The organism is Bradyrhizobium sp. LTSP849, assembly GCF_000938255.1.
Lineage (GTDB): Bacteria > Pseudomonadota > Alphaproteobacteria > Rhizobiales > Xanthobacteraceae > Bradyrhizobium.
In genome coordinates this window covers 21,326-47,753 of the sequence record NZ_JYMR01000012.1, presented here as the reverse complement: position 1 = coordinate 47,753, position 26,428 = coordinate 21,326, and the positions used below count along the sequence as shown (strand labels likewise).

Below are 26,428 nucleotides of genomic sequence, written 5' to 3'. Positions count from 1 at the left end.
TGGTTGGGGAAACCCTTTGGGAGGTCTGATTTCATGACATTGAAGCACGTCACCGGGCTGCTTTGCGCGGCCGCGATGTCCATTGCGCTCGCCGCCGGCGCGCGAGCGGAGGACAAGGTGGTCAAGATCGGTGTGATCCTGCCGATGTCCGGCGGCACCGCCTCGATCGGCGCGCATGCCAAGGCGGCACTCGAAGTCGCCATGGACATCATCAACAACGCCCATCCCGAGCTCGGCAATCTGCCGTTGGCGAAGAAGGCGGGCCTTGCCGGCCTCGGCGGCGCCAAGATCGAGGCCGTGTTCGCCGACAACCAGGGCAATCCCGCGACGGGCCAGAACCAGGCGCTGCGCCTGATCACGGAAGACAAGGTCGCGGCGGTGTTCGGCGCCTATCAGTCCGGCATCACGCTGACCTCGAGCGCGATCGCGGAGAAATACGGCATTCCTTATCTCAATTCGGAGTCGGTCGCCGCCAATCTCACCGAGCGCGGCTTCAAATGGTTCTTCCGCACCACGCCGATTGCGACAGATTTTGCCAAGGCCTATGTCGACTTCCTCGCCGACATGAAGGCATCCGGCGCCAAGACCGATGCGATCGCGCTGGTCCACGACAATACCGAATACGGCACCTCGGTCGCCAACACCATCAGCGCCGCCTTCAAGGAGAAGGGGCAGCCGGTCGCGCTCGATGTCGCCTATCCCGTCAACGCGACCGACGTGCAGGGCCAGGTGCTCCAGCTCAAGGACAAGAAGCCCGACGTGATCATCATGATCAGCTACACGTCGGACGCGATCCTGTTCGCCAAGACCATGCAGTCGCTCGACTACAAGCCGGCGATCCTGCTCGCGGACGATGCCGGCTATTCCGATCCGTCCTTCATCAAGGCTGTCGGCAAGATCTCGCAAGGCGCGTTCAACCGCTCGTCATGGTCGGTGGGCCCGGCTGGCTCGCCGTCGGCGATCATTGCGGACATGTACAAGAAGAAGAGCGGCGAGGAGATGGACGACACCGTCGGCCGCCAGATGCAGGGCTTCTTCGTGCTCGCCGACGCGATCGACCGCGCCGGCTCGACCGATCCTGCAAAGATCCAGGCGGCGCTGAAGGCGACGGACCTCAAGCCTGAGCAATTGATGATGGGCTACAAGGGCGTAAAGTTCGACGACAAGGGCCAGAACATCCTTGCCTCCGGCCTGATCATCCAGCTTCAGGACGGTGAGAACTACACAGCGGTGTGGCCGAAGGCCAACGCCGAAAAGGCACCGGTGCTGCCCTACAAGGGCTGGTGAGATTTTTGAAGGCGGGGCCGCGCGCCCCGCCTTTCCCAAAATGATTTGATCAGAGCAACGCAGCTCATGTCCTTTGTACTCGTGCAGGTGATCGTCGGCGGGCTTCTGCTTGGCGCCGTCTACGCCCTGTTTTCATCAGGCCTCACGCTGGTGTGGGGCATGATGAACATCGTCAATTTCGCGCATGGCGATTTCGTCATGCTCGGCATGTATGTCGCCTATGTCGTCTACACGCTGATGGGAGGAGGGCCGCTTCTCGGCGCGCCGCTGGCGACGCTGGTGCTCGCGACCGTCGGCGTCGTCGTCTATTTCGCCCTGATCCGCGACATCATGAAGGGGCCGATGCTGGCGCAGATCCTCGGCACCTTCGGGCTCGCACTTTTGCTGCGCTATTCCGTGTTCTGGTGGTTCGGCGCCAACTTCCTGTCGATGCCGCAGAACATCGTCGGCGGCACCTTTGCAGTCGCGGGCTTGCGCATCGAGGCCTCGCGACTGCTCGCGGGTGTCGTCGCGATCCTGGTGACACTCGGCCTGCATCTGTTGCTGACGCGCACATCGCTCGGCTCCAAGATGCTGGCTGTGGCGGAGGATGCGACCGCAGCGCAACTGATGGGCATCCGGCCCGACACCATGCAGGCGATCGCCTGGGGAATCGCGGCCGGGGCCACCGGCCTTGCCGGCGCGCTGATCGCGAACTTCTTCTACATCGTGCCGACGGTCGGCGAGACGCTCGGCATCGTCGCCTTCGTCACGGTGTCGCTCGGCGGTTTTGGTAGCGTGCCGGGTGCGCTGGTCGCAGGGCTTCTGATCGGCGTCATCGAGTCGCTGTCCGGCTATCTGATTGGCGCGGTCTACAAGGACATCGTCGTCTATGTGTTGTTCCTGCTCTTCCTCTGGTTCCGGCCACAGGGCCTGATGGGGAAGATGTGATGCCGCGCCTGATCTGGCTCTCGGTCGTCGCAGCGATTGCGATCGCCTATCCGCTGCTGCTGTCCTCACCCTTTCAGCAGCGCCTCGGCGCACTGGTGCTGCTCTATGCGATTGCGGCCTCGGCCTGGAACATTGTCGGCGGCTATGCCGGCCAGGTCTCGGTCGGCCATGTCGTGTTTTTCGGTTGCGGCGCCTACGCCGCGATGGGGTCCTACGCAAAGTTCGGTCTGTCGCCGCTGTTCGGCATCCCCGGCGGCATCGTTGTCGCGGTCGCGCTTGCCGCGATCATCGGCGTGCCGACGCTGCGCTTGTCCGGCCACTATTTCAGCATGGCGACGATCGCAGTCGCCGAGACGATGCGGCTGATCGTCACCAACACCGATTGGCTCGGTGCTGCCGTAGGCCTCTCCGGCCCGACCGTGCCGCGCAACATCTTCGATCTCTCATTCCTGTCGTCGCTGCCCTACTATTATCTGTTCCTGGCCGTCCTCGTTATCACACTGCTGATCACCTGGTGGATGACCAACAGCCGGATGGGATTTTATCTGCGCGCGATCAAGGACTCCGAGCGTGCCGCGCGCTCGCTCGGCGCGCCCGCCAGCCGCACCAAGCTCTATGCCTACATGCTGAGCGCGGCGCTGACGAGCGTCGCCGGCGCGCTCTATGCGATGATGTTCGGCTTCGTCGATCCCGAGTCCGGGCTCGGCATCCTGATCTCGGTGAAAATCCTGATCATGGCTGCGCTTGGTGGCGCCGGGCTGCTGTTCGGCCCACTGGTGGGCGCCGCGATCCTGGTGCCGCTGGAGGAGATCTCCAACAGCTGGCTCGGCGGCAGGGGCGCCGGGCTCACCTTCGTGCTTTACGGTGCGATCATTGTCGTGATTGCGCGCTTCCAGCCGGGCGGCCTGCTCAGCCTGTTCATGCGGCGAGCCAAGCCCAAGACCGACACGGGAGCAGGCCATGCTCCTTGAGGCACGCGGGATCACAAAGGCGTTCGGCAGCTTCAAGGCGGTAGACGACGCCTCCGTGACCTTGGAGCAGGGCGACATCCTCGGCCTGATCGGACCGAATGGCGCCGGCAAATCCACCTTCTTCAATTGCCTCACCGGCGATCTCAAGGCCTCCTCCGGCTGCGTGCTGTTCGAGGGACGCGACATCACCGACTTCACGCCGGAGCTGCGCGCCGGGCTCGGGCTCGCGCGCACCTTCCAGGTGCCGCAGACCTTTGAAGGCATGACGGTGCTCGAAAACGTCATGATCGGCGCCTTCCTGCGCACCTCGCATCGCAAGGAGGCCGAGACCAGGGCACGCGCCGTGCTCGAGCGCGTCGGCATGAGCAGGCTTGCTGATACGCCGGCGCGTTCGCTCGGCACGCCCGGCCGCAAGCGGCTCGAGATTGCGCGGGCGCTGGCGACCGAGCCAAAGGTGCTGCTGCTCGACGAGGCCATGGCCGGCCTTAACGCCCATGAGGTGAGGCTCGCGATCGATCTGGTGCGCGACATCCATCGCTCCGGCATCACGCTCGTCATCGTCGAGCACATCATGGAAGTCATCATGTCGCTCGCAAGCCGCGTGATGGTGTTCCACCAGGGCAAGGAGATCGCCCGTGGCTCTCCGCGCGAAGTTACGTCCAATCCGGCCGTGATCGAGGCCTATCTCGGCAAGCGCGCCGCGAAGGCCGCCGCCGGCCATACGCCGGTCGAGTTGATGGGCGGGCCGGACCTATGAGCGGGGCGTTGCTGCGGATCGAGCACCTCGAGGTGCGCTACGGCGACCTCATCGGCGTCTCCGACGTGTCGCTTGAGGTGCCGGAGGGCAGCGTCGTCGCACTGCTCGGCTCCAATGGCGGCGGCAAGACCACGACACTGAACGCCATCGCCGGCCTCATTCCCGTGCATTCCGGATCGATCAGCTTTCGCGGCGAGGACATCGCCGGCGAGAGGGCGTTTGCAATCGTGCGCAAGGGGCTGGCGCTGTCGCCGGAAGGCTGGCGGCTGTTCGTGCAGCAGAGCGTCGAGAACAACCTCATGCTCGGCGCCACGCCGCTGCACGACAAGTCGCGCAAGGCCGCGCTGCTCGAACGCGTCTACGAGATCTTTCCGCGGTTGAAGGAGCGGCGCAACCAGCGCGCCGGCACCATGTCCGGCGGCGAGCGGCAGATGCTTGCGGTTGGCCGCGCGCTGATGAGCGACCCGAAACTCCTGATGCTGGATGAGCCGTCGCTCGGCCTCGCGCCGGCCGTGGTCGAGTCCATGTACGAAACCTTCGGCCGCCTGCACCGTGAAGGCCTGACCATCCTGCTTGCCGAGCAGTCGATCGAGCTCGCGCTGGAAGTCTCCGATTTCGCCACCGTGCTTCAGGTCGGCAAGAGCGTGCTGTCGGGCACGGCCGCGGCGCTCGCGGAAGATCCCCAGGTGCAGAAGGCTTATCTAGGCGTCGGGTGACCGATCTTCGCCTGAAGCAGCAGCGACAGGCAAGGAGCGAGACGCCGCGCTACTTGATCTTATCGTAGGCCGCCGCAAAATCGTTGAGCGGCATCGGGATCGCGATCGTCTCCTTGGCCATGTTCTGGAAGGAGACCTTCAACTGCTTGCCTGACTTCAGGCTCGCAAGCAGGTCCGGCGCGATCGGCGTCGAGGCGTAGCAGCCGCGATTCTCGCAGGTCTGGATCTGGAGGTCGACCGCCTTGCCCTCATCGACCTGGAGCTTGGCGCCGACGGGAAGGTTGAGGCCGAGCGGCAGCTGAAGCAGCGCCACCGGCGTGCGGGTGTCGGGCGCAATGCGGATGTTGATCAGTACGATGGTCTGGCCCGTCTTGGTCAGCACCGCGTTCTGCTCGATCGCGCATTCGAGCGGGGCGTCGCGGCTGACGCTGGTGCAGCGTGCGATCCAGCCGGGCTGCTGCGCCGGAGCGCCATCAGCTTGCGGCTGTGTCGGGGCAGGCGCGGGCTGTGCTGCTGGGGCCGGCGGAGCCGCGTTCTTCTTGGCGCCCTGCTGGGCATACGCGGCACCGGTCGACAACAGGACAGCGGCGGCGAGGGCGGCAAGTCTGGATTGCATGGGCATGGCGTAACCGCATTGGCGTGAACCGAGGGCCTCGCTGTAGCGTTGCGAAGCGCGTGGTGCAAGCTTACTCGGCGGCTTCCTTGACGGTGCCGTGCTCGGACGCCTCGTGTAATTCGTCCTCGGCCGAATGGCTCTTGAACAGGTTCGAGAACTTGTCGAGATAGAGATAGACGACCGGCGTTGTGAACAGCGTCAGCGCCTGGCTGACGATCAGGCCGCCGACCATGGCGTAGCCGAGCGGCTGGCGGATCTCGGCGCCGGTGCCGTGGCCGAGCATCAGCGGCACGCCGCCGAGCAGCGCTGCCATCGTGGTCATCATGATCGGGCGGAAGCGGAGCAGCGCGGCCTGGCGGATCGATTCCTCCGGCGTCTTCCCGTCGCGTTCGGCAGCGATGGCGAAGTCGACCATCATGATGCCGTTCTTCTTCACGATGCCGATCAGCAGGATGACGCCGATCAAAGCGATGAGGCTGAACTCGAAGCCGGCCGCCATCAGGATCGCGAGCGCGCCGACGCCGGCCGAGGGCAGGGTCGACAGAATCGTGATCGGATGGATGTAGCTCTCGTAGAGAATGCCGAGGATCAGATAGACCACGACAAGCGCGGCGAGGATCAGGAGCGGCACGGTGCCGAGAGACTGCTGGAACGCCTGCGCGGTGCCCTGGAAGCTCGAATTGAGCGTCGGCGGTGCGCCGAGATCGGCCATCGCCTTCTGCACGGACTCCGTGGCCTGTCCGAGCGCGACGCCCTGAGCGAGGTTGAAGCTGATCGTGATCGCCGGGAACTGGCCCTGATGGCTGATCGAGAGCGACCGGACCGGATCAGTGGACCAGGTCGCGAAGGTCGACAGCGGCACCTGGTCGCCGGTCAGCGGCGATTTCAGGTAGAGCTTGTTCAGTGAATCGAGGTTGCCCTGCATCTCCGGCAGGATCTCCAGGATCACGTGATAGCTGTTGAGCTGCGTGAAATACTGCGCGACCTGGCGCTGACCGAAGGCGTCGTAGAGCGTGTCGTCGATCAGCTGCGGCTGGATGCCATAGCGCGAGGCGGTGTCGCGGTTGATGTTGAGCTGGACCGTGGTGCCCTGCGTCTGCTGGTCGGTCGCGACGTCGCGCAGCTCCGGCAGCGTCGCCATCTTGGCGAGAATCTTGGGCGCCCACGAATTGAGCTCGCCGAGATCGGCGTCCTGCAAGGTGAACTCGAACTGCGTGCGCGTCGGACGGCCACCGAGGCGGACGTCCTGGGCTGCCTGCATATAGAGACGGGCGCCGGCGACCTTCTCGAGCTTGGGACGCAGCCGCGCGATGATCTGCTGCGCGGACGCGTCGCGCTCGTTGCGCGGCTTCAGGGTGATGAACATGTTGCCGTTATTGCCGGCGCGGCCGCTGCCGCCGATGTTCATCGCCGACGAGGCGATATCGGGATCTTCCATCACGATCTTGCCGAGCTCGACCTGACGGCGCTGCATCTCGGCAAAGGAGATGTCCTGAGAGGCTTCCGAGGTCGCGGTGATCAGGCCGACGTCCTGCTGCGGGAAGAAGCCCTTCGGGATCAGGATGAAGAGGTAGACCGACAAAGCGAGGGTGGCGAAGAAGACCACGAGCGTGGTGCGGCGCCAGGCCATCGCATGGTCGAGCCCCCATTCGTAGCCGCGCAGCATCGCGTCGAAGCCGCGTTCGCTCCACTGGTAGAACCGGCCGTGGTTCACCTCGCCATGCGAGCGCAGGAAGCGCGAGGCCATCATCGGCGTCAGCGTCAGCGACACGCACATCGAGACGAAGATCGTCATCGCCAGCACGACGGCAAATTCGCGGAACAGGCGTCCGATGATGCCGCCCATCAGCAGCAGCGGGATCAGCACCGCGACCAGCGAGATGCTGATCGACACGATGGTGAAGCCAATTTCCTTGGAGCCTTTGAAGGCTGCGGCAAGCGGCTTTTCGCCTTCCTCGATGTAGCGCGTGATGTTCTCGAGCATCACGATGGCGTCGTCGACGACGAATCCGACCGCGATGGTGAGCGCCATCAGCGACAGATTGTCGAGCGAATAGCCGAACACCCACATCAGCGCGCAGGCGCCCAGAAGCGCCAGCGGAACCGTGATGGTGGGAATGACGGTGGCCCAGAAGCTGCGCAGGAAGACGAAGATGACCATGACCACGAGGGCGATGGTCAGGATCAGCGTGAACTGGACGTCCTCGACCGCGGCGCGGATGGTCGTGGTGCGGTCGCTGATGACCTCGATCTTGATCGCGGGCGGGATCGCCGCGACGAGGCGGGGCAGGGTCGCCTTGATCCGGTCGACGGTCTCGATGACGTTGGCGCCGGGCTGCTTGAACACCACCAGGAACACGCCGCGCTTGCCGTTGGCCCAGGCGGCCTGCTTGGCGTCCTCGGCGCCGGTGACGGCCTGGCCGATGTCGCGAATCCGTAACGGGCCGCCGTTGCGGTAGGCGATGATGACGTCGTTCCAGTCCTTGGACTGCAACAACTGGTCGTTGGCGTAGATCGTATAGGCGCGCTTGTCGCCGTCGATATTGCCCTTGGGGCTGTCGACCGTCGTGATCGCGATCGCGCTGCGCACGTCCTCCAGCGACAGGCCCTTGGCGACGAGCTTGCCCGGATCGACCTGCACGCGAACCGAGGGCTTCTGCTGGCCGCCGATGAACACCTGCGCCACGCCGGAGATCTGGCTGATCTGCTGGGCGAGCTGGGCGTCAATCGAATCGCTGACGGTGGTCAGCGGCAGCGTGTCCGACGTCGCCGACAGCAGCAGGATCGGCGAGTCCGCCGGGTTCACCTTGCGATAGGTCGGCGGCGAGGGCAGGTTCTTCGGCAACTGGCCGCTTGCGGCGTTGATGGCGCCCTGCACGTCGTTCGCGGCGCCGTCGATGCTGCGGTTGAGGTCGAACTGGATGGTGATCGACGCCGTGCCCAGATAGCTCGTCGAGGTCATCTGCGCGATGCCGGGAATCTGGGCGAACTGGCGCTCCAGCGGCTGCGCGACCGAGGAGGCCATCGTCTCCGGGCTGCCGCCCGGCAGGGTCGCGGTGATCTGGATGGTCGGAAAATCCACCTGCGGCAGCGGCGCGACCGGCAGCATGGGATACGCGACGAGACCGACAAAAAGAATGCCGGCCATCAGCAGCGATGTGCCGATGGGATAACGGATGAAAGGTGCCGAAATCCCGCCTTCGGTCATTCCTGCTGAACCTTGCTTTTCTGAACTGGATCCGAACTCGCCACGGCCGTCGAGACCAGACTTCCGGGCTGCACCTTGTATTGACCGCCGGTGATCACCTGCTGACCTGGGGTAAGCCCTTCATCGACGACCGAACGTCCGTCGATGGAGTAGTTGACCTTGATCTTGCGAACCTCGGCTTTGTTATCCTGGCTGACGGTATAAGCGTACAGGCCGCTGGTCGAATGCAGCACCCCGTCATCGGGAATGACGGTCGCATCCTTCAGGGTCCGCACCAGAAGGCGTGTCGAAACCGATTGTCCCGGCCACAGCGTGTGTTCTTTGTTGTCGAACACCGCCTTGAGCCGAATAGTCCCGCTGGTCGTGTCGACCTGATTGTTGATGACCGCAAGCTTGCCCTCGGCAAGCGTCTTCTTGCCGTCGGTCGTGAGCGCGATCACCTTGAGCGCGCCGGTCTTCTGGCCCTCGCTGATATAAGGAAGCTGGTCCTCCGGCGCCGTGAAGATCACGGTGATCGGCTCGACCTGCGCGATAGTAACGACGCCGGTCTGGGTCGAGGCGTTGACGATGTTGCCGATGTCGACCTGGCGCAGGCCGGCGACGCCGGTGATCGGCGACTTGACCTGGGTGTAGTCTAGCTGGGTCTGGGCGTTCGAGATTGCGGCATCGTCGGCGGCGATCTGGGCGGTGAGCTGGGCGACGGTGGAGCGCTGGGTGTCGGTCTGCTGCCGCGTCGCGAATTCGCCGAGCTTGGTGTAGCGCTGGAGGTCGAGATTGGCGTTGGCGATATTGGCCTCGTCCTGCGCCTTCTTGGCCTTGGCCTGATCGAGCGCTGCCTGGAACGGGCGCGGGTCGATCTCGACCAGGAGATCGCCCTGGTTGACCATCTGGCCCTCAGTGAAGGCGACCTTGTCGATCTGGCCGTCCACCCGGGTCCGGACTTGTACGGTGTTGAAGCCCGCCACAGTGCCGAGACCGGTAAGATAGACCGGGAAGTCGGCCTTCTGGACCGGCGCGATGCTCACAGGCACTGCGGGAGCCCGCGGCGGACCTTTCTGCGCGGTCTGGGCTTTCCCGGCCTCAGGCCCCGAGAATCGTTGCCAGCCGTAATAGCCGCCGCCGGCCACGGCTGCGATGATCAGAATCCACAGGATCGGCCGTGACTTTTTCATTTTTTATCGTATCGGCTTGTATGCCCAAAACAACGAATTGTGGGGCAATCAAAAGGGTTCCAGCAGCGCTTGTATAATACACGCCAAGTTCCAGTGTAAACAACACTATGGGTTGAGAATCCTAAACAATTGGAAAGCTTTGCACCCCCTAGGCAATTGTTGGCGCGACTGTGTGCAGTGCTGCATTTTCCCGCTGTGAACGAGGAGCGTGCAAAAGTTAGGCAGCGCTCGCAGGCCGCGTGGGCGGAGCAGCGCAGGGAGCGGGCGGACGCGCTTGCCGGCGGTGGCCGGATTTGCCTTGGCGAGAACGGTTCTAAACCGGCGGGCTGCGTTTCGGTTGTCAGGAAAATCAGCCGCGTTCATATCAGCGCCGCCACAAAAGGAGTGCGGGATGGACGAGTTGAACGGCAAGCTGATCGCGTGTCAGATTCTGATCACGGGGCTGATCGCGCGCGTCGCCAATGAGCAGCGCGACCCCTTGCGCTTTCTCACCGACTTTCGCGACGAGATCAAAGCCGTCGTCAGCGGCGTCAACATCGCCGGCATGGAGAACTCAGATCGCGTGCGCGTGGTGGCGCAGCACACCGTCGATGAATTGTTCTCGCTGATGAAGCCGCCGAGCAGCGACTGACGGCTGCGCAAGATGATGCACGAAGGCAAGCGCCTCTGTGTCTGTCTGCATCAATTTGCCGCGCGACATTTCAGTGATTTCAAATTTGAAATTTTAGAATCGCTTTGAACTGGATGGATTCAAGTGGCCTTGCGGGCCTCCTCGCATTGACCTGATTTTTCGCGGTCGATAGCACCGCCTCATTGTTCGTCGCGCATGTTGCGTATCGACGAATTCGAGATGGGGTGCGTTGGAATGGGGCTGGCGGTGGCTCCGCGATCGTTGCGTTCGATCGCGGGAAGAAATTCAGTTGAAGAGAAGCTCGATGGACATTCCGGCAAGGCGGTTTCGGCCGTTGCCGGCCTGATTGCGGTGGCGTCAGTGTCGAGCGGCGCGCAGGCGCAGCAGTCGAACCTGCCGCCGGTGACGGTGGATGCGCCGGTCGAACGTCCGCGTCCCGCGGCCTCGAAGCCGACGCCCGAACAGGTTCGCGCGCGCAACGCGCTTCGGCGTGCCGCACAGCGCCAGCAGGCTCAACAGCAGGCCGCCGCCGTCACGCCGGGGGCGAGCGGCGCGGTCGATCGCAATCCCTATGCCGATCCGGCCGCGCCCTACAAGGTCGACCACGTCCAGGCCTCCGGCAAGTTTCCCGAGCCGATGCTGAACACGCCCAAGACCATCACGGTGCTCAGCAAGGAAGTGCTCGAGGACAAGAATGCGACGACGCTGAAGGAGATCGGGCGCTCGACCGCCGGCGTCACGCTGGGATCGGGCGAGGGTGGCAACGCCTTCGGCGACCGCTTCTTCATTCGCGGCTTCGACGCGCGCAACGACGTCTTCATCGACGGCATCCGCGATCCCGCCGTCTCGATTCGCGAGAACTTCTTCACCGAACAGATCGAGATTCTGCGCGGGCCGGCATCCTCCTATGCCGGCCGCGGCACCGCTGGCGGCGCCATCAACATCGTCACCAAGCAAGCCGGTGACGTCAACTTCAAGCGGATGGATACCGAGTTCGGTACCGACATGACCAAGCGCGTCACGCTCGACGTCAACCAGGTCATCGATCCGACCTTCTCGGTGCGCACCGGTGGCATGTTCCAGGACGCCAATGTCGCCGGCCGCAACTACGTGACCGACGATCGCTGGGGCACCTTCCTCTCGACCAAGTACACCCCGACCAACGACATCAAGATCACGACGAATTACGTCCATACCGATCTCAGCGGCCTGCCGGATTTCGGCGTGCCCTATTACAAGCAGGGCAATGTGCCGGTGACGTCGGCCGGCATTCCGCGCGGGACCTGGTACGGCTTCCTCAACCGCGACTTCCAGACCGCGCGGCAGGATTTCGGCACCGCCACTGCCGAGTACAAGGTCAACGAGGCCATCACGCTGAGCAGCAAGGTGCGCGGCGAGCATTCGCTGCTGAACTATATCGGCACGCTGCCGCAGAACCCGAATACGACCAACGTCAATCCGCTGCTCTGGACCACGACGGCGAGCGCGCAGAGCCGCTACCAGACCGTGGACGTGTGGGCCAACCAGAACGAGGCAACGTTCAAGCTCGACACCGGCGGGGTCAAGCACACTGCGGTGTTCGGTGTCGAATACACCAACGAGAACATCTCGATCGACCGTTATGCCGGCCTCGCGTCGGAGCTGGCCGGCTCCGGCTTCACGAGCAACGGGGCCATGTCGGGGGTCAATCTCTACTCGCCTCAGTCCACTTATGTTGGTGGCTTCGGCACACCGTCGCTGACGGGCAATCCGACGCGCTACGGCGTCAATACCAACAGCGTCTACATCATGGACACCGCCAACTGGCAGGACACGATCATCCTGAACGGCGGTATCCGCTATGACGGCTACAACATGAGCTCGTCGACCAACTCGGCCTATCTGAAAATGAACTCCGATTTGGTGAACTACAATGTCGGCCTGGTCTACAAGCCGATGTCGATCGGCAGCCTCTATGCGGCCTACGCGACCTCGGCCAATCCCTTCGGGTCGGAGCTTGACGCGACCGGCACCGATTATGGTGGCGTTCCCGCCAACACGACAGTTCTGCTTGGACCCGAGCGCAACAAGGCCGCCGAGCTCGGCACCAAATGGGAACTCGCCGATCGTCATCTGCTGGTCAGCGCCGCGTTGTTCCAGACGACGAAGGACAACGCGCGCGAGACCAACGCCGCGGGCATCCTCACCTCGGGTGCGGCCTACCGGATCCAGGGCGTCGACATCGAGGCCGAGGGCAAGATCACCGATCGCTGGAGCATCTTCGGCGGCCTGGTGCTGATGCAGTCCAAGGTCACGCAGAGCAACATCGCCTCCAACCTCGGCCTCCAGCTTGCCAACGTTGCCCACCAGTCGTTCAGCATGCTGACCAAGTACAAGTTCGACGGCGATTGGGAGGTCGGCGGGCAGGCGGTGTACCGCTCGAAGGTCTATGGCGGTACGTTCGCGGCCAATACCGGCAACGAGCTGCCGAGCTATTGGCGCTTCGACGCGTTCGTCGAAAAGAAGATCGACAAGAACTGGACCATGAAGTTCTACGCGCAGAACCTCACCAACAAGCTCTACTACGACACGCTCTATCGCAGCGCCGTGCCGTTCGTGGCGGTCGCACCGGGACGAGCGTTCTATCTCATCACGACGGCCAAATTCTGATTGCACCGCTTCACATCTGGGATGTCTGCCATGGCAGGCGTCCCACCGCTTCAGCAACCGATCGCGATGCGCGAGATCGGGATCTCGAGGACCAGCATCGGCATCACTTTAGAACGCTTACAAACTCGAGTTTAGAACCGTTTCAAACTTCAGTTTAGAATCGTTTTGATCTGGATCGATTCAAGAATGCCACTGCCGTGATTGCGTTGACCCAGTTTACCCCGCTCGATACGACCAATGTGTCGCATTGTCGCAATGCGACACATTGCAGAAATCAAGTGGGGCGTAGGATGGGTATGGCACGGGCTCCGCGGTCGTTGCGTTCGACCGTGGCACGGGGATCATTGGGCAACAATTTCGACGCGGTAACAGGCAGGACTGTTTCTGCCGTGGCGAGTTTGGTTGCTGTCGCGTCGGTGTCGAGCGGGGCGCAGGCACAGCAGTCGAACCTGCCTCCGGTCACCGTCGATGCGCCGGTCGAGCGTCCGCGTCCCGCAGCCTCGAAACCGACGGCGGAACAGGTCCGCGCGCGCAACGCGCTGCGGCGTGCGGCGCAGCGGCAGCAGGCGGCAACGGCTCCTGTTGTGCCCTCGAACGCGCCGGCTGCCGATCGCAACCCGTATGCCGATCCGGCCGCGCCCTACAAGGTCGATCACGTGCAGGCCGGCGGCAAGTTTCCGGAGAAGCTGGTCGACACGCCGAAGTCGATCACGGTCCTGAGCAAGGAAGTGCTCGAGGACAAGAACGCCACGACGCTAAAGCAGGCAATCCTGAGCACCGCCGGCGTGACGCTCGGCTCGGGCGAGGGCGGCAACGCCTTCGGCGACCGCTTCTTCATCCGCGGCTTCGACGCCCGCAACGACATCTTCATCGATGGCGTGCGCGATCCCGGCGTCAGCGTCCGCGAAAACTTCTTCACCGAGCAGGTCGAGATCTTGCGCGGTCCCGGCTCGTCCTTCGCCGGCCGCGGTACCGCGGGCGGTGCGATCAACATCGTCACCAAGCAGGCAACGACGGAGAAGAGCTTCTACAACATGGACACCTCGTTTGGCACCGACAAGACCAAGCGGGTGACGCTCGACGTCAACCAGGTGATCAATTCGACCTTTGCGGTGCGCGCCGGCGGCCTGTTCCAGGACGCGGGCGTGGCGGGCCGCGACTTCGTCACGGACGACCGCAGCGGGGCGTTCGTCGCGACCACGTGGAAGCCGGTCGATGCGGTCAAGGTGACCGCATCCTACGTCCACACCTACCAGCACGGCATCCCGGATTTCGGCGTGCCGTATTACCGGCCGGGGTCTCCCGCGCCGGGCAACGTGTTCAGCTCGACCGCCGGCGGCCCGTATCCGGACTTCGGCTCCAACCGCAACAATTTCTACGGCTTCGTCAATCGCGACTTCTTCAAGGTCAAGCAGGACATCGGGACCGTCAGCTCCGAAGTCTATGTGACGCCCGATCTCATGCTCAGCGACAAGATCCGCGTGTCGCGTTCCGTCAACGACTACATCGGGACGCTGGCGGAATCGCCAACGGCGCCGATCCCGCTGACGGCTGCGACGGTCACCGCCAATCCGCAAAGCCGCTATCAGGTGACGGACGTCGTCGCCAACCAGAGCGAGGCGACCTACAAGTTCGACACTGGCGGCTTCAGGCACACGGCGCTCGGTGGCGTCGAGATCTCGCGCGAAACGTCTTTCATCGACAAGTACGCCGGGCTGAGCTCGGAAGTGACTACTGGACCGGCGTTCACCTCAGGCGGGTCCACGTCGGGCGTCAGCGTGTTCGCGCCGCAATACACCTTCCTCAACACGTTCGATGCCCCGAGGATGCTGGGCGCGCCGACCAATCTCTCGATTGACACCAAGAGCGTCTACGCGATGGACAGCGCGAATTACCGCGATCTGATCATCCTCAATGGCGGCATTCGCTACGATGACTACACCGTCAAGACTAGCGGCTATGGCACGGTCGGCGGAGTCCAGTCGTTCGGCGCGCAGAGCGCCGAGTTCGGGCTGCCGAACTTCAACCTCGGCGTGACGCTGAAGCCGCTGCCGAACGGCAGCGTCTATGCGGCCTATGCGACGTCATCGAATCCGGTGGGTGCCGAGTTTGACGGCACGAGTTCCGCCTATGGCGGCATTTCACCGGTTCTCGGTGGTGGCAACAGTCAGATCTTTGGACCCGAGAAGAACACGGCCATCGAGCTGGGCACGAAGTGGGAGCTCTTTGACCGTCATCTCCTGCTGACCGCTGCGTTGTTCCAGACCGAAAAGGAAAACGCGCGCGAAGCGCAAAACATCACGGCTGCGACGCCGGCGGCCAATATACCGGCTGGCTGTTCCTATTCGCCGCCAGCCGGAGTCACGAGCGTTTCCTGCATCACGGCCGGCGCCGCCTACCGCATCCGCGGCATCGACCTCGGCGTCGGCGGCAAGATCACGGACAAATGGAGCGTGTTCGGCGGTCTCGTGCTTATGCAGTCGGAGGTGACCAAGTCGCTGGCGCCGTCGCCGCAGCCGTCGCTCTATCCGACCAACGTCGGACTGAAGCTTGCCAACGTCGCCCACCAGTCGTTCAGCATGCTGACGAAATATCAGGTCAACGACGTCTGGGAGCTCGGCGGGCAGGCGGTGTACCGCTCGCAGATCTACGGCGGCACGCTGCTCGCGGCGAACCAGGGAACGTCGATCCCGGGCTACTGGCGCTTCGACGCCTTCGCAGAGGCGAAGGTCGACAAGCATTGGACCGTGAAGCTGTTCCTCAACAACATCTTCGACAAACGCTACTACGACGCGCTGTACCAGAGTGCGACGCCATTCGTCCTGGAAGCACCGGGACGCGCCGCGTACCTGGTTCTTTCGGCGCGCTACTGATGGAGACATAAACGAGGTGCCATGCTGACATGCATAGACGGCGTCCTGAGCAAGGATGATGTGGCGGAGTTCCGCCGCATCATGGACGCCAGTGAATGGGAAGACGGCCGTTCCACCGCGGGCGCGCAGTCAGCCATGGTCAAGCGCAACGAGCAACTGCCGCCCGATAGCGAAGTCGCGCGAAAACTCGGCAACCGCATCATCTCGGCGTTGACGTCGAACCCGCGGTTTCTGGCGGCGGCGATCCCGCTTCATATCTTTCCGCCGCTGTTCAACCGCTATGCGGCGAACAGCGGCCACCATTTCGGCCTGCACGTCGACAATGCCATCCGCGGCGACCGGCTGACCGGCCTTCGCATCCGCACGGACCTGTCGGTCACGCTGTTCCTCAGCGAGCCCGAAGAATACGACGGTGGCGAACTTGTGATCGAGGACACCTACGGTTCGCACGAAGTCAAGTTGCCAGCGGGGGACTGTGTGCTCTATCCCTCGACCAGCCTGCATCTGGTCACCCCGGTGACCCGGGGGGCGCGGGTTGCGTCTTTCTTCTGGCTCCAGAGCATGATACGGGACGATCAAGCCCGTAGCATGATCTTTGACCTCGACACCGCCATTCAGGCGCTGGTGGCACGGCTCGGGCGTGACGATCCCGAAACGGTCAAATTGACGGGTATCTATCACAACCTCATTCGCTACTGGGCCGAAGTATGAAGATCGCATCTCTCCAAGCAAGCCTCGCCGCAGCCTTGCTGCTGACGCTCACCTGGCTCGCAGTCCCTGTTTCTGCCCAGACACAAACTCAGCCGGCGGCACCCGCTGTGGCTCGGCCGGCTGCGGCTCCCGCCGCTCCGCAGCCGAGCGCGGTGACACCGGCAGCACCGTCGGCGGCCGCACTCGTGGCCTCGACGCCCGCGCCCGCCTCGGCCGATGCGCCTGCGGCGGCTCCGACGTCCGACGACGCAGGCGGCCGTGCGCTGAAATCGGCCGCGCCGATGATGAAAGAATTGTCCCCCTGGGTGATGTTCATGTCGGCGGACATCATCGTGAAGGCGGTGATGATCGGGCTCGCCTTCGCCTCGCTCGTGACCTGGACCGTCTTCATCGCGAAATCGATCGAGCTGTCGGTCGCCTCGGCCAAGCTGCGTTCGGCGCTGAAGAAGGCCGCCCAGGCGCGCTCGCTTGCGGAAGCACAGATGGCGCTCGGTGCCAAGGAGGGCGTTTTGCCTTCCTTTCTCGCAGCAGCGCTGAGCGAGGCGCGGATGTCGGCCGGCATCTCCAGCGACACCGGCATCAAGGAGCGTGCCGCCTCGAGCTTCGCCGAGATCGTGCGCGCGGAGCAGCGGCGCATCCGCATCGGCATGGGCGTGCTCGCGACCATCGGCGCCACGTCGCCCTTCGTCGGTCTGTTCGGCACGGTCTGGGGCATCATGAACAGCTTCATCGGCATCTCGAAGTCGCAGACCACGAACCTCGCCGTGGTTGCGCCCGGCATCGCCGAGGCGCTGCTCGCGACCGCAATCGGCCTCGTTGCCGCGATCCCCGCCGTGATCATCTACAATCACTTCGCGCGCAAGACGAAGAGCTATCTCGAGCTCGTCAGCCGCGCGTCCGGCACGGCGGCACGACTGCTGTCGCGCGATCTCGATCGCAGCCACGGCAGCGCGCATTCGCGCGCGGCGGAGTGAACGATGGGTGTCTCGCTCGCAGACAACGATCTCGACGACGACGATTTCGCCGAGACCCATGACATCAACGTCACGCCGTTCATCGACGTCATCCTGGTGCTGCTGATCATCTTCATGGTCGCAGCACCGCTCTCGACGGTCGATCTGCCGATCGACCTGCCGACGTCGACGTCGACGCCGCAGAAGAAGCCGGACAAGCCGACCTACGTCACCATCAAGCCGGATCTTTCGGTGGCGATCGGGGAGACCTTCGTCAAGCGTGTCGACCTGGTCAGTGCGCTCGACGCCACGCCGGATATGGCCAAGGACAAATACATCTTCCTGCGCGCCGATCGCGCGGTGCCCTATGGCGAGCTGATGGAGGTGCTGGAGTTCCTCAACAAGGGCGGCTATTCCAAGGTCAAGCTGGTGACGCTGGAGGGTGTCCCGGGGGCCGCACCGCCGCCGCAGGGCGCGCCGGCGACACCGCCGAAGCCGTGACGAAGGCCTGAGCCGATGTCCGATCTCGAATCGAAGACGCCGAAAACGCTATGGATCATTGCAGGGGTGGTCGCCGTTGGGCTCCATCTCGGCGGCGCGGCGTTGGCGCTGGCCAATTTGCGCGGCGACGAACCCGACGTCATCGCCGATCCGCAAGGCATCGAGGTCGGCCTTGAGGCGATGTCGCCCAATGGCGAGCCCAGCGAGCTGCCGCCGGGGCCGGACTCGAACGAGTCTGTCGCATCGCCCGAATTGACCGAGCAGAAGGCCGAGCTCAAGGAGAGCAGCCTTCCCAAGGACATCCCGATGGAGGCCGAAGACGCCGACCGGGCCGTCACGATGAACGAGACCAAGAAGCCGGTCGAGGAGGAGACCAAGGAATCGGTTGTTCCGACGGCCGCCTCGGTGGCGTCGCCCGCCGCCGAAGCGACGGCCATGCCGACGTCGGACGCCGAGAAGAAGAGCGATCGCTCGGTTCGCATTCGCCAGGGGTGGGAAAAGGATTTGGTCGCCCATCTCGACAGGCACAAGCGCTATCCCAAGGGCCTGCTCAAGGCGGCCGAACTCTCGGTTCGGCTGACGCTCGACCGGCTCGGACATGTGGTCTCGGTTGCCATCGAGAAGGGCTCGGGCGATGCGGCCTTCGACAGCGAAGCGATCGGTATGGTCCAGCGCTCCGATCCCGTGCCAACGCCACCGCCGCTGGTCGCCGACGAGGGGCTGACCTTCGTATTGCCGGTCATTTTCCGGAAGAACGGCAAGGCCGGGAAGGGCTGAGGCCGCAGTCGAGGCGAGCGCCTCAGCGCCAGTAGTACTGGATCGAGACGTAGACCACGACCAGGCAGGCGAAGATCAGCGCGACCGGGAGGGGGCGCTTCTGGGTTCCGCCAACCGCCGTCGCCCCGAAGAAGCCGGCCTTCTTCGGCTTGGGCGCGGGGCGCCGGAAGGCGGTAACATTGTCCGCCGCCGGCTCGGCCGCCCGCGTGCGGACGTCAGGCGGGTTCCCGCCGCCGCCCATCTCCAGATAGTAGGACTTATAGAGTTCGGCGATGGTGGCCTCGGTGGCCTCGGTCTCGTTCGTCTGCTCCAGGAGCTTCTTGTAGCCGGCGAGGAAGCCCTGCGCGTCCTCAGGCAGCGACGATAACCCGTTCAACTTGGCCATCATCTTCCAGGTGGCGAAATCGGCGCGGGCACGGGTGTCCGCGCGGCGCGCGATCAGCATATCGGCAGCTTTGACCAAGTTGGCCTCTAGCCCTTCGGCTTTGTCTTCAAAAGTACGGCGTGCACGGCATCAACTACGCATTGCCGGTCAGCAAGAGAACAGCTTGAATCACATAACCGGTCAACGTTCGCAGTATTGCTGAAATAACATCAAGATTTAGACCGAACTGGGAACCCGCCAAAGGCAGCAGGATCAAGAGCGCGATCAGGATCAGCATGCCGTACGGCTCGAGCCGCGCCAGGGGCAGGGCAAGCGGCCGGGGCAACAGCCCGACCGCGACCCGCCCACCGTCGAGCGGCGGGATCGGCATCATGTTGAAGACCGCCAGCACGGCGTTGATCAACAGCGCGTTCTTGAGGTTGTCGAAGATCCATTGTGCCGAGCCGGCCGGCGCCCAGGGCAGGGCGTGGAGGCCGAGGCCTGCCACGAGCGCCAGCAGGATGTTGGTGATGGGACCGGCCAAGGCGACCCAGACCATGTCGAGTCTGGGATTCTTGAGGTTGCGATAATTCACCGGGACCGGCTTGGCATAGCCGAACAGGAACGGCGAATGCGCAAACAGCAGCATCGCCGGCAGGATCACGGTGCCGAACGGGTCGATGTGCCGGAGCGGATTGAAGCTGACGCGGCCGAGCTGGAAGGCGGTGTTGTCGCCGAGCCGGTGCGCGACGAAGCCATGCGCGGCCTCGTGGAAGGTGATGGCGAGCAGGACCGGCAGGACCCAGACGGAGAGGTCGTAGAGGGAAATGTTCAAGTGGGATGATCCGGTTCGTGCCTGACGAGTTCGCAGTATCACGATTCAGCGCTGCGGCGAACCGTTAGTGCCGCTCGGCAGCTGTTTCCCGTCAGGACGGAATCGTCGTCTGGTGTTGCGGCAAGCCGTCGTCGAGCTTCAGCCAGTGCGGCTTTTCCTGCACCCAGATGTGCTCCGTGGGTGAAAACGCGTTGCGGTCATCGAAGGTTGCGAGCGCGACACCGGCAGCCGTGCCGTTGCGTCGCCACGAGAACAGCCGCGTGCCGCAGCGCTTGCAGAATACGCGATCGACGTTCTCCGATGATGGGTAGCGTCCAGTCTCTCCCTCAACGGCCAGTGCGGTCTGCGGAAACAGCGCGCGGGCGAAGAACGGCGAGCCCATCGCCTTCTGGCAATTGCGGCAATGGCAGATGCGCACGTTGAGCGGCTCGCCCTCGGCCTTGAACCGCACCGCGCCGCACAGGCATCCACCCTCCCGGATCATGGCATCCTCAATAGGTGGCGCGCCCGCCGGAAATATCGAACACCGCACCCGTCGAGAACGCGCAGTCTTCGGATGCAAGCCAGCTCACCATCGCGGCGAGCTCTTCCACCAGCACGAAGCGCGCTTTCGGGATCTTCGACAGCATGAAGTCGATATGCTGCTGCGTCATCTGGTCGAAAATCGCGGTCTTGGCCGCCGCCGGCGTCACCGCATTTACCAGAATGTCATGCGCGGCGAGCTCCTTGCCGAGCGACTTCGTCAGCGCGATCAGGCCGGCCTTCGACGCCGAATAGTGCGACGCGTTCGGATTGCCTTCCTTGCCGGCGATCGAGGCGATGTTCACGATGCGCCCGTATTTCTGCTTGAGCATCGCGGGCACGATTGCCTTGCAGACGATGAAGGGGCCGTCGAGGTTGATGCGCAGCACCTTGCGCCACTCCTCGAGATCTGTCTCCCAGACCGGCTTGTTGACGCCGGCGATGCCGGCATTGTTGACGAGGATGTCGATCTTGCCGAAGGCGGCCAGCGTCGCGTCGCGCGCCTGCTCGACGCCTGCGGTGTCGGTGATGTCGACCTTGAAGACCTTGGTCTCGCCGCCGATTTCCTTCGCCGTCTTTTCCGCCAGCGCGGCGTCGAAGTCCCAGATCGCGACCTTGGCGCCGGAGGCGACAAAGCGCTGGGTAATCGCGCGGCCAAAGCCTTGTGCGCCGCCGGTGACGATGGCGACGCGGCCATTGAGATCGATCTTGTTCATGCTGGAGGCCTTTAGCGTCAGAGCATGTAGCCGCCGTCGACGACGAGGTCGACGCCGGTGGTGAACGCGCTTTCGTCGCTGCCGAGATAGACGGCCATCGACGCGATTTCGTCGGCGGTGCCGAGCCGGCCCATCTTCTGGCGGGAGACGAACATCTCTTTGCCTTGCGGCCCCTGCGCAGCGGCGCGATCGAGCATCGAAGGCGTCTCGACGGTGCCGGGGCAGATGCTGTTGCAACGGATGCCCTTGGTGATGAAGTCGAGCGCAACCGCGCGGGTCAGCAGCGACACGGCAGCCTTGGACGAGCTGTAGACGTAGCGGTTCGCCGGCGGACGCAGCGCCGCGCAGGATGAGATGTTGACGATGCTGCCGCCGCCGCCCGCGAGCATGTCGGGCAGGAACGCCCTGATGGTCCGGTGCATCGACTTGACGTTGAGGTCGAACGAAAAGTCAAAATCCTCTTCCGAGCAATCCAGGATGGTGCCGTGGTGCACGAAGCCGGCCGCATTGAGCAGGATGTCGACCTTGCCGATCCGCTTGGCAAAGGCGTTGACGTCGGCGGTGTTGCGGACGTCGAGTTTTGCGACCTCGGCGATGCCTTCCTTGGTCAGGCCCGCGATGCCGGCCTCGTTGATGTCGGTGGCGATGACGGTCGCGCCTTCACGCGCAAATGCGATGGCGCATGCGCGTCCGATGCCGGCCGCTGCGGCGGTGACGATTGCGCGTTTTCCCTTGAGGCGGTCTGCCATTTTTTTGTTCTCCTCGATCTTGTTCAATGCCGTAGCCCGGATGAGCGCGTGCGCGATATCCGGGAGCGGATATCCCGGGTGTCGCTTCGCTCACCCGGGCTACGTGTGCCTAACTCAGTGATTATCCCGCGCCACGCCAAACGTGCCGGCGACGTTCTGATACCGCGTCGCGAGCTCCATGCAGGCGCCGGTCGATTGCTGGCCGACGGTGTTGCGGTAGAGCTCCTGCCACGGCGTCTGGTTCGGCGGATGCTTGAAGCCGCCATTGGCCTTCAGCTCGGCGTGGCGCTTCTTCACCTCGTCGTCCGAGATCAGGATGTTGGCGCTGCCCTTGTTGAGGTCGATGCGGACCTGGTCGCCGTTCCTGAGGATCGCAAGCCCGCCATTGGCGGCGGCTTCCGGCGAGGCATTGAGGATCGAGGGTGAGCCCGAGGTGCCGGACTGCCGACCGTCGCCGATGCAGGGCAGGGAGTGGATGCCGCGTTTGATCAGGGCCGCCGGGGGCTGCATGTTCACGACCTCGGCGCCGCCGGGATAGCCGATCGGGCCGGTGCCGCGGACGAACAGCACGCAGCGCTCGTCGATGTCCAGCGACGGATCATCGATCCGCTCGTGATAATCTTCCGGTCCCTCGAACACGATGGCGCGGCCCTCGAACGCGTTGAGGTCCTTCGGGTTGTTGAGATAGCGGTCGCGAAATTCCTTGGAGATCACGCTGGTCTTCATGATGGCGGAATCGAACAGATTGCCCTTCAGCACCAGGAAGCCGGCGTCCTTCACCAGCGGCTTGTCGTAAGCCCAGATCACGTCGTTGTCGGGCTTCGGCGCGTTGGCGCAGTTCTCGCCGATGCCGCGGCCGTTGACCGTGACCGCATCCTCATGGATGCGCTTGTGCTTCATCAATTCGCGCACCACGGCCGGCACGCCGCCGGCGCGGTGGAATTCCTCGCCGAGATAGAAGCCGGCCGGCTGCATGTTCACCAACAGCGGCACGTCGTGGCCGAATTTCTGCCAGTCGTCGATCGAGAGCTCCACTCCGATATGGCGCGCCAGCGCGTTGATGTGGATCGGCGCGTTGGTCGAGCCGCCGATCGCCGAATTGATCACGATGCAATTCTCGAACGCCTTGCGGGTCAGGATGTCCGACGGCTTGAGGTCTTCCCAGACCATCTCGACGGCGCGCTTGCCCGTCTCGTAGGCGATCTGGCCGCGCTCGCGATAGGGCGCGGGGATCGCGGCACAGCCCGGCAGCGAGAAGCCGAGCGCTTCGGCGAGCCCGTTCATGGTCGACGCCGTGCCCATGGTGTTGCAATGGCCGACCGACGGCGCCGAGGACGCGACGATCTCCATGAACTCTTCGTAGTCGATCTCGCCGGCGGCGAGCCGCTCGCGCGACTTCCAGACGATGGTGCCCGAGCCGGTGCGCTCGCCATTGTGCCAGCCGTTCAGCATCGGGCCGCCCGACAGCACGATCGCCGGCAGGTTGACGGTCGCCGCCGCCATCATGCAGGCGGGCGTGGTCTTGTCGCAGCCGGTGGTCAGCACCACACCGTCGAGCGGATAGCCGTAGAGGATCTCGACCAGGCCGAGATAGGCGAGGTTGCGGTCGAGCGCCGCGGTCGGGCGCTTGCCGGTCTCCTGGATCGGATGGGTCGGGAATTCCATCGCGATGCCGCCGGCCTCGCGGATGCCTTCGCGCACCCGGTGCGCAAGCTCGATGTGATGGCGGTTGCAGGGGGAGAGGTCATTGCCGGTTTGCGCAATGCCGATGATCGGCTTGCCGGACTGAAGCTCGGCGCGGGTGAGGCCGTAGTTCAAATAGCGCTCCAGATAGAGCGCCGTCATGCCCGGATTGTGCGGGTTGTTGAACCATTCCTGCGAGCGAAGATGGCGGCGGGTGCCGTTACCGGCGGGCGCATGCCCATTGGTTGGCTTTTTTGTCATTGGTTTCTCCTGCAATGCAAACGCGCTGGCGTCCGTCACTGGCGTCGGTCTTGGGGGCGCGGCTTGTGCGATGCCCTAATGGCTTGCGCGACAGTCTGCCTGCCCGCTGGCGGGTCGTTTCCTCACAAGTTCGATACTAATCATGGCTGCTTGGTAACGCTACCATTTTGTTCGCCGGGCCTGTGCCGGAAAGGGCTGGCCTGCTGTCCGAACGCCGCAGCGACGAACTCTGGCGCTCCATCACTTTGAAGCCGAGGTCGAGCACCGGCCGCTCCGGGCGCCGGCCCTCGATCGCATCGATCAGCATGGTGGCGGCGGTCCGGCCCATCTCGTAGCGGTTGGTGCGCACGCTGGTGAGGGTGGGGACGGCCGAGGCCATGAATTCGAGGTCGTTGAATCCGATGATCGCGATCTGCTCGGGGATCGCGATCTCGCGGCGGCGGCATTCGAAGAGCACGCCGAGCGCAAGGTCGTCATTAGCGCAGAACACCGCATCGAGATCCGGCGCCTTGGCCAGGAGATCGGTGAACAGCGCGCCGCCGAGCGTGACCGAGGTCGGTGTCGCCGTTGCGACGATCAGGCGCGGGTCGAACAGGCCCGCATCTTTCATGGCCGCCTGGTAGCCGTCGAGCCGCCGCTGCACCCTTGGGTCCATCCGCGCGCCGACGAATCCGATCTTGCGGTGGCCTTGCCCGAACAGATGGTCAAGCGCGGCACGCGCTGCATCAAAGTGCGAAAAGCCGATCATCATGTCGACCGGGTTGGGCCCGATCTCCATGATCTGCACGATCGGGCAGTCGGCCGCTTCCAGCATCGCACGCGATTCCGTGGTCTGGTCGATCCCGGTCACGATCAGCCCGGCCGGCTTCTGCGCAAGAAAGATGCGCAGCAGCTTCTCCTCCTGGAGAATGCTGTAGCGTGTGTTGGACAATTGGATCGAGTAACGACTGTCTTCGGACGCATGGTAGATGCCGCGCAGCACGTCCGAGAACACATTGTTGGTCAGTGACGGAATCAAGACACCGATCACTTCCGTGCGCTGCGAGGCCAGTGCGCGTGCCGCCAGGTTCGGCACATAGCCGAGCTCCCTGGCCGCGCTGTCGACCCGCGTCCGCTTGGCGACCGACAGCGCCTCCGGATTGCGGAAGAAGCGGGAGGCCGTAATCGGGCTGACGCCAGCGAGTTCGGCGACTTCTGCCAGCCGGATTTTGCCAGACTTAGTGCGCTTTCGACCCATTTGCTGCTCTTAACACAGTCACTCCCGCAAACAAAGGAACGTTGACAGCGCTACCAGCAACGACTAACCAAAGACAAATTGCCAAAACCGCACAAACTGCCGACAATGTCGCCTGCTAAGAGCGGGCTTCGTATCGGCGAAGTTCAGAAAAACAAGACGGTGGCGGCGCCACAGGTGCGTCGCCTGCGTCGGAGGAGGGAGCTAGATGTCGTCTGTGCAAATCCGCGACGTGCGGAAATCGTTCGGCAATTTTGAAGTCCTGCACGGCGTCTCGATTCCGATCGAGGATGGCCAGTTTGTCGTCCTGGTTGGCCCCTCCGGCTGCGGCAAGTCGACGCTTCTGCGCATGCTCGCAGGCCTCGAGAACATCACCTCCGGCACGATCTCGATCGGCGACCGCGTCGTCAACAATGTCCAGCCCAAGGAGCGGGACATTGCGATGGTGTTTCAGAACTACGCGCTCTATCCGCACATGACCGTCGGCGAGAACATGGGTTTCTCGCTGAAGCTGCGGAATGCGGGCTCGGACGAGATCAACAAGCGCGTCAAGCGCGCCGCCGAAATTCTCGCGCTGTCGCCGCTGCTCGATCGCTATCCGCGCCAGCTCTCCGGCGGCCAGCGCCAGCGCGTCGCCATGGGCCGCGCCATCGTGCGCGATCCCCAGGTGTTTCTGTTCGACGAACCCCTGTCGAACCTCGATGCCAAGCTGCGCGTCGCCATGCGCACCGAGATCAAGGAGCTGCACCAGCGGCTGAAGACCACGACCGTCTACGTCACCCACGACCAGATCGAGGCCATGACCATGGCCGACAAGATCGTCGTCATGCATGACGGCATCGTCGAGCAGATGGGCACGCCGCTCGAGCTCTACGACAAGCCGGAAAACCAGTTCGTCGCCGGCTTCATCGGCTCTCCCGCCATGAATTTCCTGAAAGGCCACGTCCGGGTCAACGGCGTTGCCACCTTCGAAGGGCCGAACGGCGTCAAGCTGCCGCTCGCGACTGCGCCGACCGCGTCCGACGGTCGGCCCGCGGTCTATGGCGTCCGTCCCGAGCATTTCACCATCGCTGACGACGGCGCCGAGGCCGAGATCGTCGTGGTCGAGCCGACCGGCTCGGAGACCCAGGTGTTCGCCAAGGTCGGCGGCGAGCAGGTTGTTGCCATCTTCCGCGAACGCCACCAGTTCAATCCTGGCGACAAGATCAGGCTGAAGCCCGACCCGTCGCTGGTGCATCTGTTTGACGAGGCGACAGGTAAACGCATGTAGCGACGTAAGACCAAACCAATACAAATATAAAAAATCAGGGAG

Annotated in this window: 23 protein-coding genes; 13 read left to right on the top strand and 10 right to left on the bottom strand. The window is 63.8% G+C overall.

Annotation, left to right across the window (positions count from 1 at the left end):
* The first annotated feature begins 33 nt into the window (after positions 1-33).
* The 5 genes from UB31_RS09610 (at position 34) to UB31_RS09590 (ending at position 4,661) form a co-directional block, all read left to right on the top strand.
* Positions 34-1,287 carry an ABC transporter substrate-binding protein gene (locus UB31_RS09610; protein ID WP_045010679.1) on the top strand — a complete coding sequence of 418 codons (1,254 nt, stop codon included), beginning with the start codon at positions 34-36 and terminating at the stop codon, positions 1,285-1,287.
* A gap of 66 nt (positions 1,288-1,353) precedes the next feature.
* Positions 1,354-2,217, top strand: a complete 864-nt coding sequence (locus tag UB31_RS09605) for a branched-chain amino acid ABC transporter permease (protein ID WP_045000650.1) — start codon at positions 1,354-1,356, stop codon at positions 2,215-2,217.
* Entirely contained in the window at positions 2,217-3,188 is a 972-nt protein-coding gene (locus tag UB31_RS09600; RefSeq protein WP_045010678.1) for a branched-chain amino acid ABC transporter permease, read from the top strand. Before UB31_RS09605 ends, UB31_RS09600 begins: the two co-directional genes overlap by 1 nt.
* Positions 3,178-3,945, top strand: coding sequence for an ABC transporter ATP-binding protein (locus tag UB31_RS09595; RefSeq protein WP_045010677.1), 768 nt, complete (start codon positions 3,178-3,180; stop codon positions 3,943-3,945). The genes UB31_RS09600 and UB31_RS09595 overlap by 11 nt, the downstream gene beginning before the upstream one ends.
* Positions 3,942-4,661, top strand: a complete 720-nt coding sequence (locus UB31_RS09590) for an ABC transporter ATP-binding protein (RefSeq protein WP_045000644.1) — start codon at positions 3,942-3,944, stop codon at positions 4,659-4,661. Before UB31_RS09595 ends, UB31_RS09590 begins: the two co-directional genes overlap by 4 nt.
* A gap of 49 nt (positions 4,662-4,710) precedes the next feature.
* Here UB31_RS09590 and UB31_RS09585 read toward each other — a convergent pair whose 3' ends face one another.
* From UB31_RS09585 to UB31_RS09575, 3 genes are all read right to left on the bottom strand, one after another.
* The gene (locus UB31_RS09585) at positions 4,711-5,283 is read right to left on the bottom strand and encodes an invasion associated locus B family protein (protein WP_045000642.1); all 573 of its coding nucleotides are present in this window, start codon (positions 5,281-5,283) and stop codon (positions 4,711-4,713) included.
* 64 nt (positions 5,284-5,347) lie between these two features.
* Entirely contained in the window at positions 5,348-8,485 is a 3,138-nt protein-coding gene (locus UB31_RS09580) for an efflux RND transporter permease subunit (RefSeq protein WP_045010676.1), read from the bottom strand.
* Positions 8,482-9,657 carry an efflux RND transporter periplasmic adaptor subunit gene (locus UB31_RS09575; RefSeq protein WP_045000638.1) on the bottom strand — a complete coding sequence of 392 codons (1,176 nt, stop codon included), beginning with the start codon at positions 9,655-9,657 and terminating at the stop codon, positions 8,482-8,484. Before UB31_RS09575 ends, UB31_RS09580 begins: the two co-directional genes overlap by 4 nt.
* Before the next feature lie 391 nt (positions 9,658-10,048).
* Between UB31_RS09575 and UB31_RS09570 the strand changes: the two genes are divergently transcribed.
* The 7 genes from UB31_RS09570 (at position 10,049) to UB31_RS09540 (ending at position 18,752) form a co-directional block, all read left to right on the top strand.
* Complete coding sequence (locus UB31_RS09570; RefSeq protein ID WP_045010675.1) at positions 10,049-10,288, top strand: hypothetical protein; 240 nt, start codon at positions 10,049-10,051, stop codon at positions 10,286-10,288.
* Positions 10,289-10,522: 234 nt separating this feature from the next.
* Entirely contained in the window at positions 10,523-12,937 is a 2,415-nt protein-coding gene (locus UB31_RS09565) for a TonB-dependent receptor (RefSeq protein ID WP_045010674.1), read from the top strand.
* A gap of 290 nt (positions 12,938-13,227) precedes the next feature.
* Positions 13,228-15,810: a TonB-dependent receptor gene (locus UB31_RS09560; RefSeq protein ID WP_045010673.1), complete on the top strand. Its 2,583-nt coding sequence runs from the start codon at positions 13,228-13,230 to the stop codon at positions 15,808-15,810.
* Between the two features lie 21 nt (positions 15,811-15,831).
* Complete coding sequence (locus UB31_RS09555) at positions 15,832-16,521, top strand: Fe2+-dependent dioxygenase (protein ID WP_045010672.1); 690 nt, start codon at positions 15,832-15,834, stop codon at positions 16,519-16,521.
* Positions 16,518-17,495 carry a tonB-system energizer ExbB gene (gene exbB, locus UB31_RS09550; RefSeq protein ID WP_045010671.1) on the top strand — a complete coding sequence of 326 codons (978 nt, stop codon included), beginning with the start codon at positions 16,518-16,520 and terminating at the stop codon, positions 17,493-17,495. The genes UB31_RS09555 and exbB overlap by 4 nt, the downstream gene beginning before the upstream one ends.
* 3 nt (positions 17,496-17,498) lie before the next feature.
* Positions 17,499-17,975 carry a TonB system transport protein ExbD gene (gene exbD, locus UB31_RS09545; RefSeq protein ID WP_045000626.1) on the top strand — a complete coding sequence of 159 codons (477 nt, stop codon included), beginning with the start codon at positions 17,499-17,501 and terminating at the stop codon, positions 17,973-17,975.
* 15 nt (positions 17,976-17,990) lie between these two features.
* Positions 17,991-18,752, top strand: a complete 762-nt coding sequence (locus UB31_RS09540) for a TonB family protein (protein WP_045010670.1) — start codon at positions 17,991-17,993, stop codon at positions 18,750-18,752.
* 22 nt (positions 18,753-18,774) lie between these two features.
* Here UB31_RS09540 and UB31_RS09535 read toward each other — a convergent pair whose 3' ends face one another.
* The 7 genes from UB31_RS09535 to gntR form a co-directional block, all read right to left on the bottom strand.
* Positions 18,775-19,197, bottom strand: coding sequence for a hypothetical protein (locus tag UB31_RS09535; protein ID WP_045001145.1), 423 nt, complete (start codon positions 19,195-19,197; stop codon positions 18,775-18,777).
* 73 nt (positions 19,198-19,270) lie between these two features.
* The gene (locus tag UB31_RS09530) at positions 19,271-19,951 is read right to left on the bottom strand and encodes a site-2 protease family protein (RefSeq protein WP_045000622.1); all 681 of its coding nucleotides are present in this window, start codon (positions 19,949-19,951) and stop codon (positions 19,271-19,273) included.
* Positions 19,952-20,042: 91 nt separating this feature from the next.
* Positions 20,043-20,435, bottom strand: coding sequence for a GFA family protein (locus UB31_RS09525; RefSeq protein WP_045010669.1), 393 nt, complete (start codon positions 20,433-20,435; stop codon positions 20,043-20,045).
* A 7-nt stretch (positions 20,436-20,442) separates the two neighbouring features.
* Positions 20,443-21,189: an SDR family NAD(P)-dependent oxidoreductase gene (locus UB31_RS09520; RefSeq protein ID WP_045010668.1), complete on the bottom strand. Its 747-nt coding sequence runs from the start codon at positions 21,187-21,189 to the stop codon at positions 20,443-20,445.
* Positions 21,190-21,206: 17 nt separating this feature from the next.
* Positions 21,207-21,938 carry an SDR family oxidoreductase gene (locus UB31_RS09515; RefSeq protein WP_045010874.1) on the bottom strand — a complete coding sequence of 244 codons (732 nt, stop codon included), beginning with the start codon at positions 21,936-21,938 and terminating at the stop codon, positions 21,207-21,209.
* A 114-nt stretch (positions 21,939-22,052) separates the two neighbouring features.
* A complete protein-coding gene (locus tag UB31_RS09510; protein ID WP_045010667.1) occupies positions 22,053-23,882 on the bottom strand; it encodes an IlvD/Edd family dehydratase in 1,830 nt (609 codons plus the stop codon).
* Positions 23,883-24,018: 136 nt separating this feature from the next.
* On the bottom strand, positions 24,019-25,119 hold the full coding sequence (gntR, locus tag UB31_RS09505; protein WP_045010666.1) for an HTH-type transcriptional regulator GntR: 1,101 nt from the start codon (positions 25,117-25,119) through the stop codon (positions 24,019-24,021).
* Positions 25,120-25,324: 205 nt separating this feature from the next.
* Between gntR and UB31_RS09500 the strand changes: the two genes are divergently transcribed.
* The gene (locus tag UB31_RS09500; RefSeq protein ID WP_045000610.1) at positions 25,325-26,386 is read left to right on the top strand and encodes an ABC transporter ATP-binding protein; all 1,062 of its coding nucleotides are present in this window, start codon (positions 25,325-25,327) and stop codon (positions 26,384-26,386) included.
* Positions 26,387-26,428: the final 42 nt, after the last annotated feature.

Bases quoted from the DNA above. Each gene is read 5' to 3' on its own strand.
- UB31_RS09610 (WP_045010679.1), top strand. From the start codon at position 34: ATGACATTGAAGCACGTCACCGGGCTGCTTTGCGCGGCCGCGATGTCC.
- UB31_RS09605 (WP_045000650.1), top strand. From the start codon at position 1,354: ATGTCCTTTGTACTCGTGCAGGTGATCGTCGGCGGGCTTCTGCTTGGC.
- UB31_RS09600 (WP_045010678.1), top strand. From the start codon at position 2,217: ATGCCGCGCCTGATCTGGCTCTCGGTCGTCGCAGCGATTGCGATCGCC.
- UB31_RS09595 (WP_045010677.1), top strand. From the start codon at position 3,178: ATGCTCCTTGAGGCACGCGGGATCACAAAGGCGTTCGGCAGCTTCAAG.
- UB31_RS09590 (WP_045000644.1), top strand. From the start codon at position 3,942: ATGAGCGGGGCGTTGCTGCGGATCGAGCACCTCGAGGTGCGCTACGGC.
- UB31_RS09585 (WP_045000642.1), bottom strand. From the start codon at position 5,283: ATGCCCATGCAATCCAGACTTGCCGCCCTCGCCGCCGCTGTCCTGTTG.
- UB31_RS09580 (WP_045010676.1), bottom strand. From the start codon at position 8,485: ATGACCGAAGGCGGGATTTCGGCACCTTTCATCCGTTATCCCATCGGC.
- UB31_RS09575 (WP_045000638.1), bottom strand. From the start codon at position 9,657: ATGAAAAAGTCACGGCCGATCCTGTGGATTCTGATCATCGCAGCCGTG.
- UB31_RS09570 (WP_045010675.1), top strand. From the start codon at position 10,049: ATGGACGAGTTGAACGGCAAGCTGATCGCGTGTCAGATTCTGATCACG.
- UB31_RS09565 (WP_045010674.1), top strand. From the start codon at position 10,523: ATGGGGCTGGCGGTGGCTCCGCGATCGTTGCGTTCGATCGCGGGAAGA.
- UB31_RS09560 (WP_045010673.1), top strand. From the start codon at position 13,228: ATGGGTATGGCACGGGCTCCGCGGTCGTTGCGTTCGACCGTGGCACGG.
- UB31_RS09555 (WP_045010672.1), top strand. From the start codon at position 15,832: ATGCTGACATGCATAGACGGCGTCCTGAGCAAGGATGATGTGGCGGAG.
- exbB (WP_045010671.1), top strand. From the start codon at position 16,518: ATGAAGATCGCATCTCTCCAAGCAAGCCTCGCCGCAGCCTTGCTGCTG.
- exbD (WP_045000626.1), top strand. From the start codon at position 17,499: ATGGGTGTCTCGCTCGCAGACAACGATCTCGACGACGACGATTTCGCC.
- UB31_RS09540 (WP_045010670.1), top strand. From the start codon at position 17,991: ATGTCCGATCTCGAATCGAAGACGCCGAAAACGCTATGGATCATTGCA.
- UB31_RS09535 (WP_045001145.1), bottom strand. From the start codon at position 19,197: ATGCTGATCGCGCGCCGCGCGGACACCCGTGCCCGCGCCGATTTCGCC.
- UB31_RS09525 (WP_045010669.1), bottom strand. From the start codon at position 20,435: ATGATCCGGGAGGGTGGATGCCTGTGCGGCGCGGTGCGGTTCAAGGCC.
- UB31_RS09520 (WP_045010668.1), bottom strand. From the start codon at position 21,189: ATGAACAAGATCGATCTCAATGGCCGCGTCGCCATCGTCACCGGCGGC.
- UB31_RS09515 (WP_045010874.1), bottom strand. From the start codon at position 21,938: ATGGCAGACCGCCTCAAGGGAAAACGCGCAATCGTCACCGCCGCAGCG.
- UB31_RS09510 (WP_045010667.1), bottom strand. From the start codon at position 23,882: ATGACAAAAAAGCCAACCAATGGGCATGCGCCCGCCGGTAACGGCACC.
- gntR (WP_045010666.1), bottom strand. From the start codon at position 25,119: ATGGGTCGAAAGCGCACTAAGTCTGGCAAAATCCGGCTGGCAGAAGTC.
- UB31_RS09500 (WP_045000610.1), top strand. From the start codon at position 25,325: ATGTCGTCTGTGCAAATCCGCGACGTGCGGAAATCGTTCGGCAATTTT.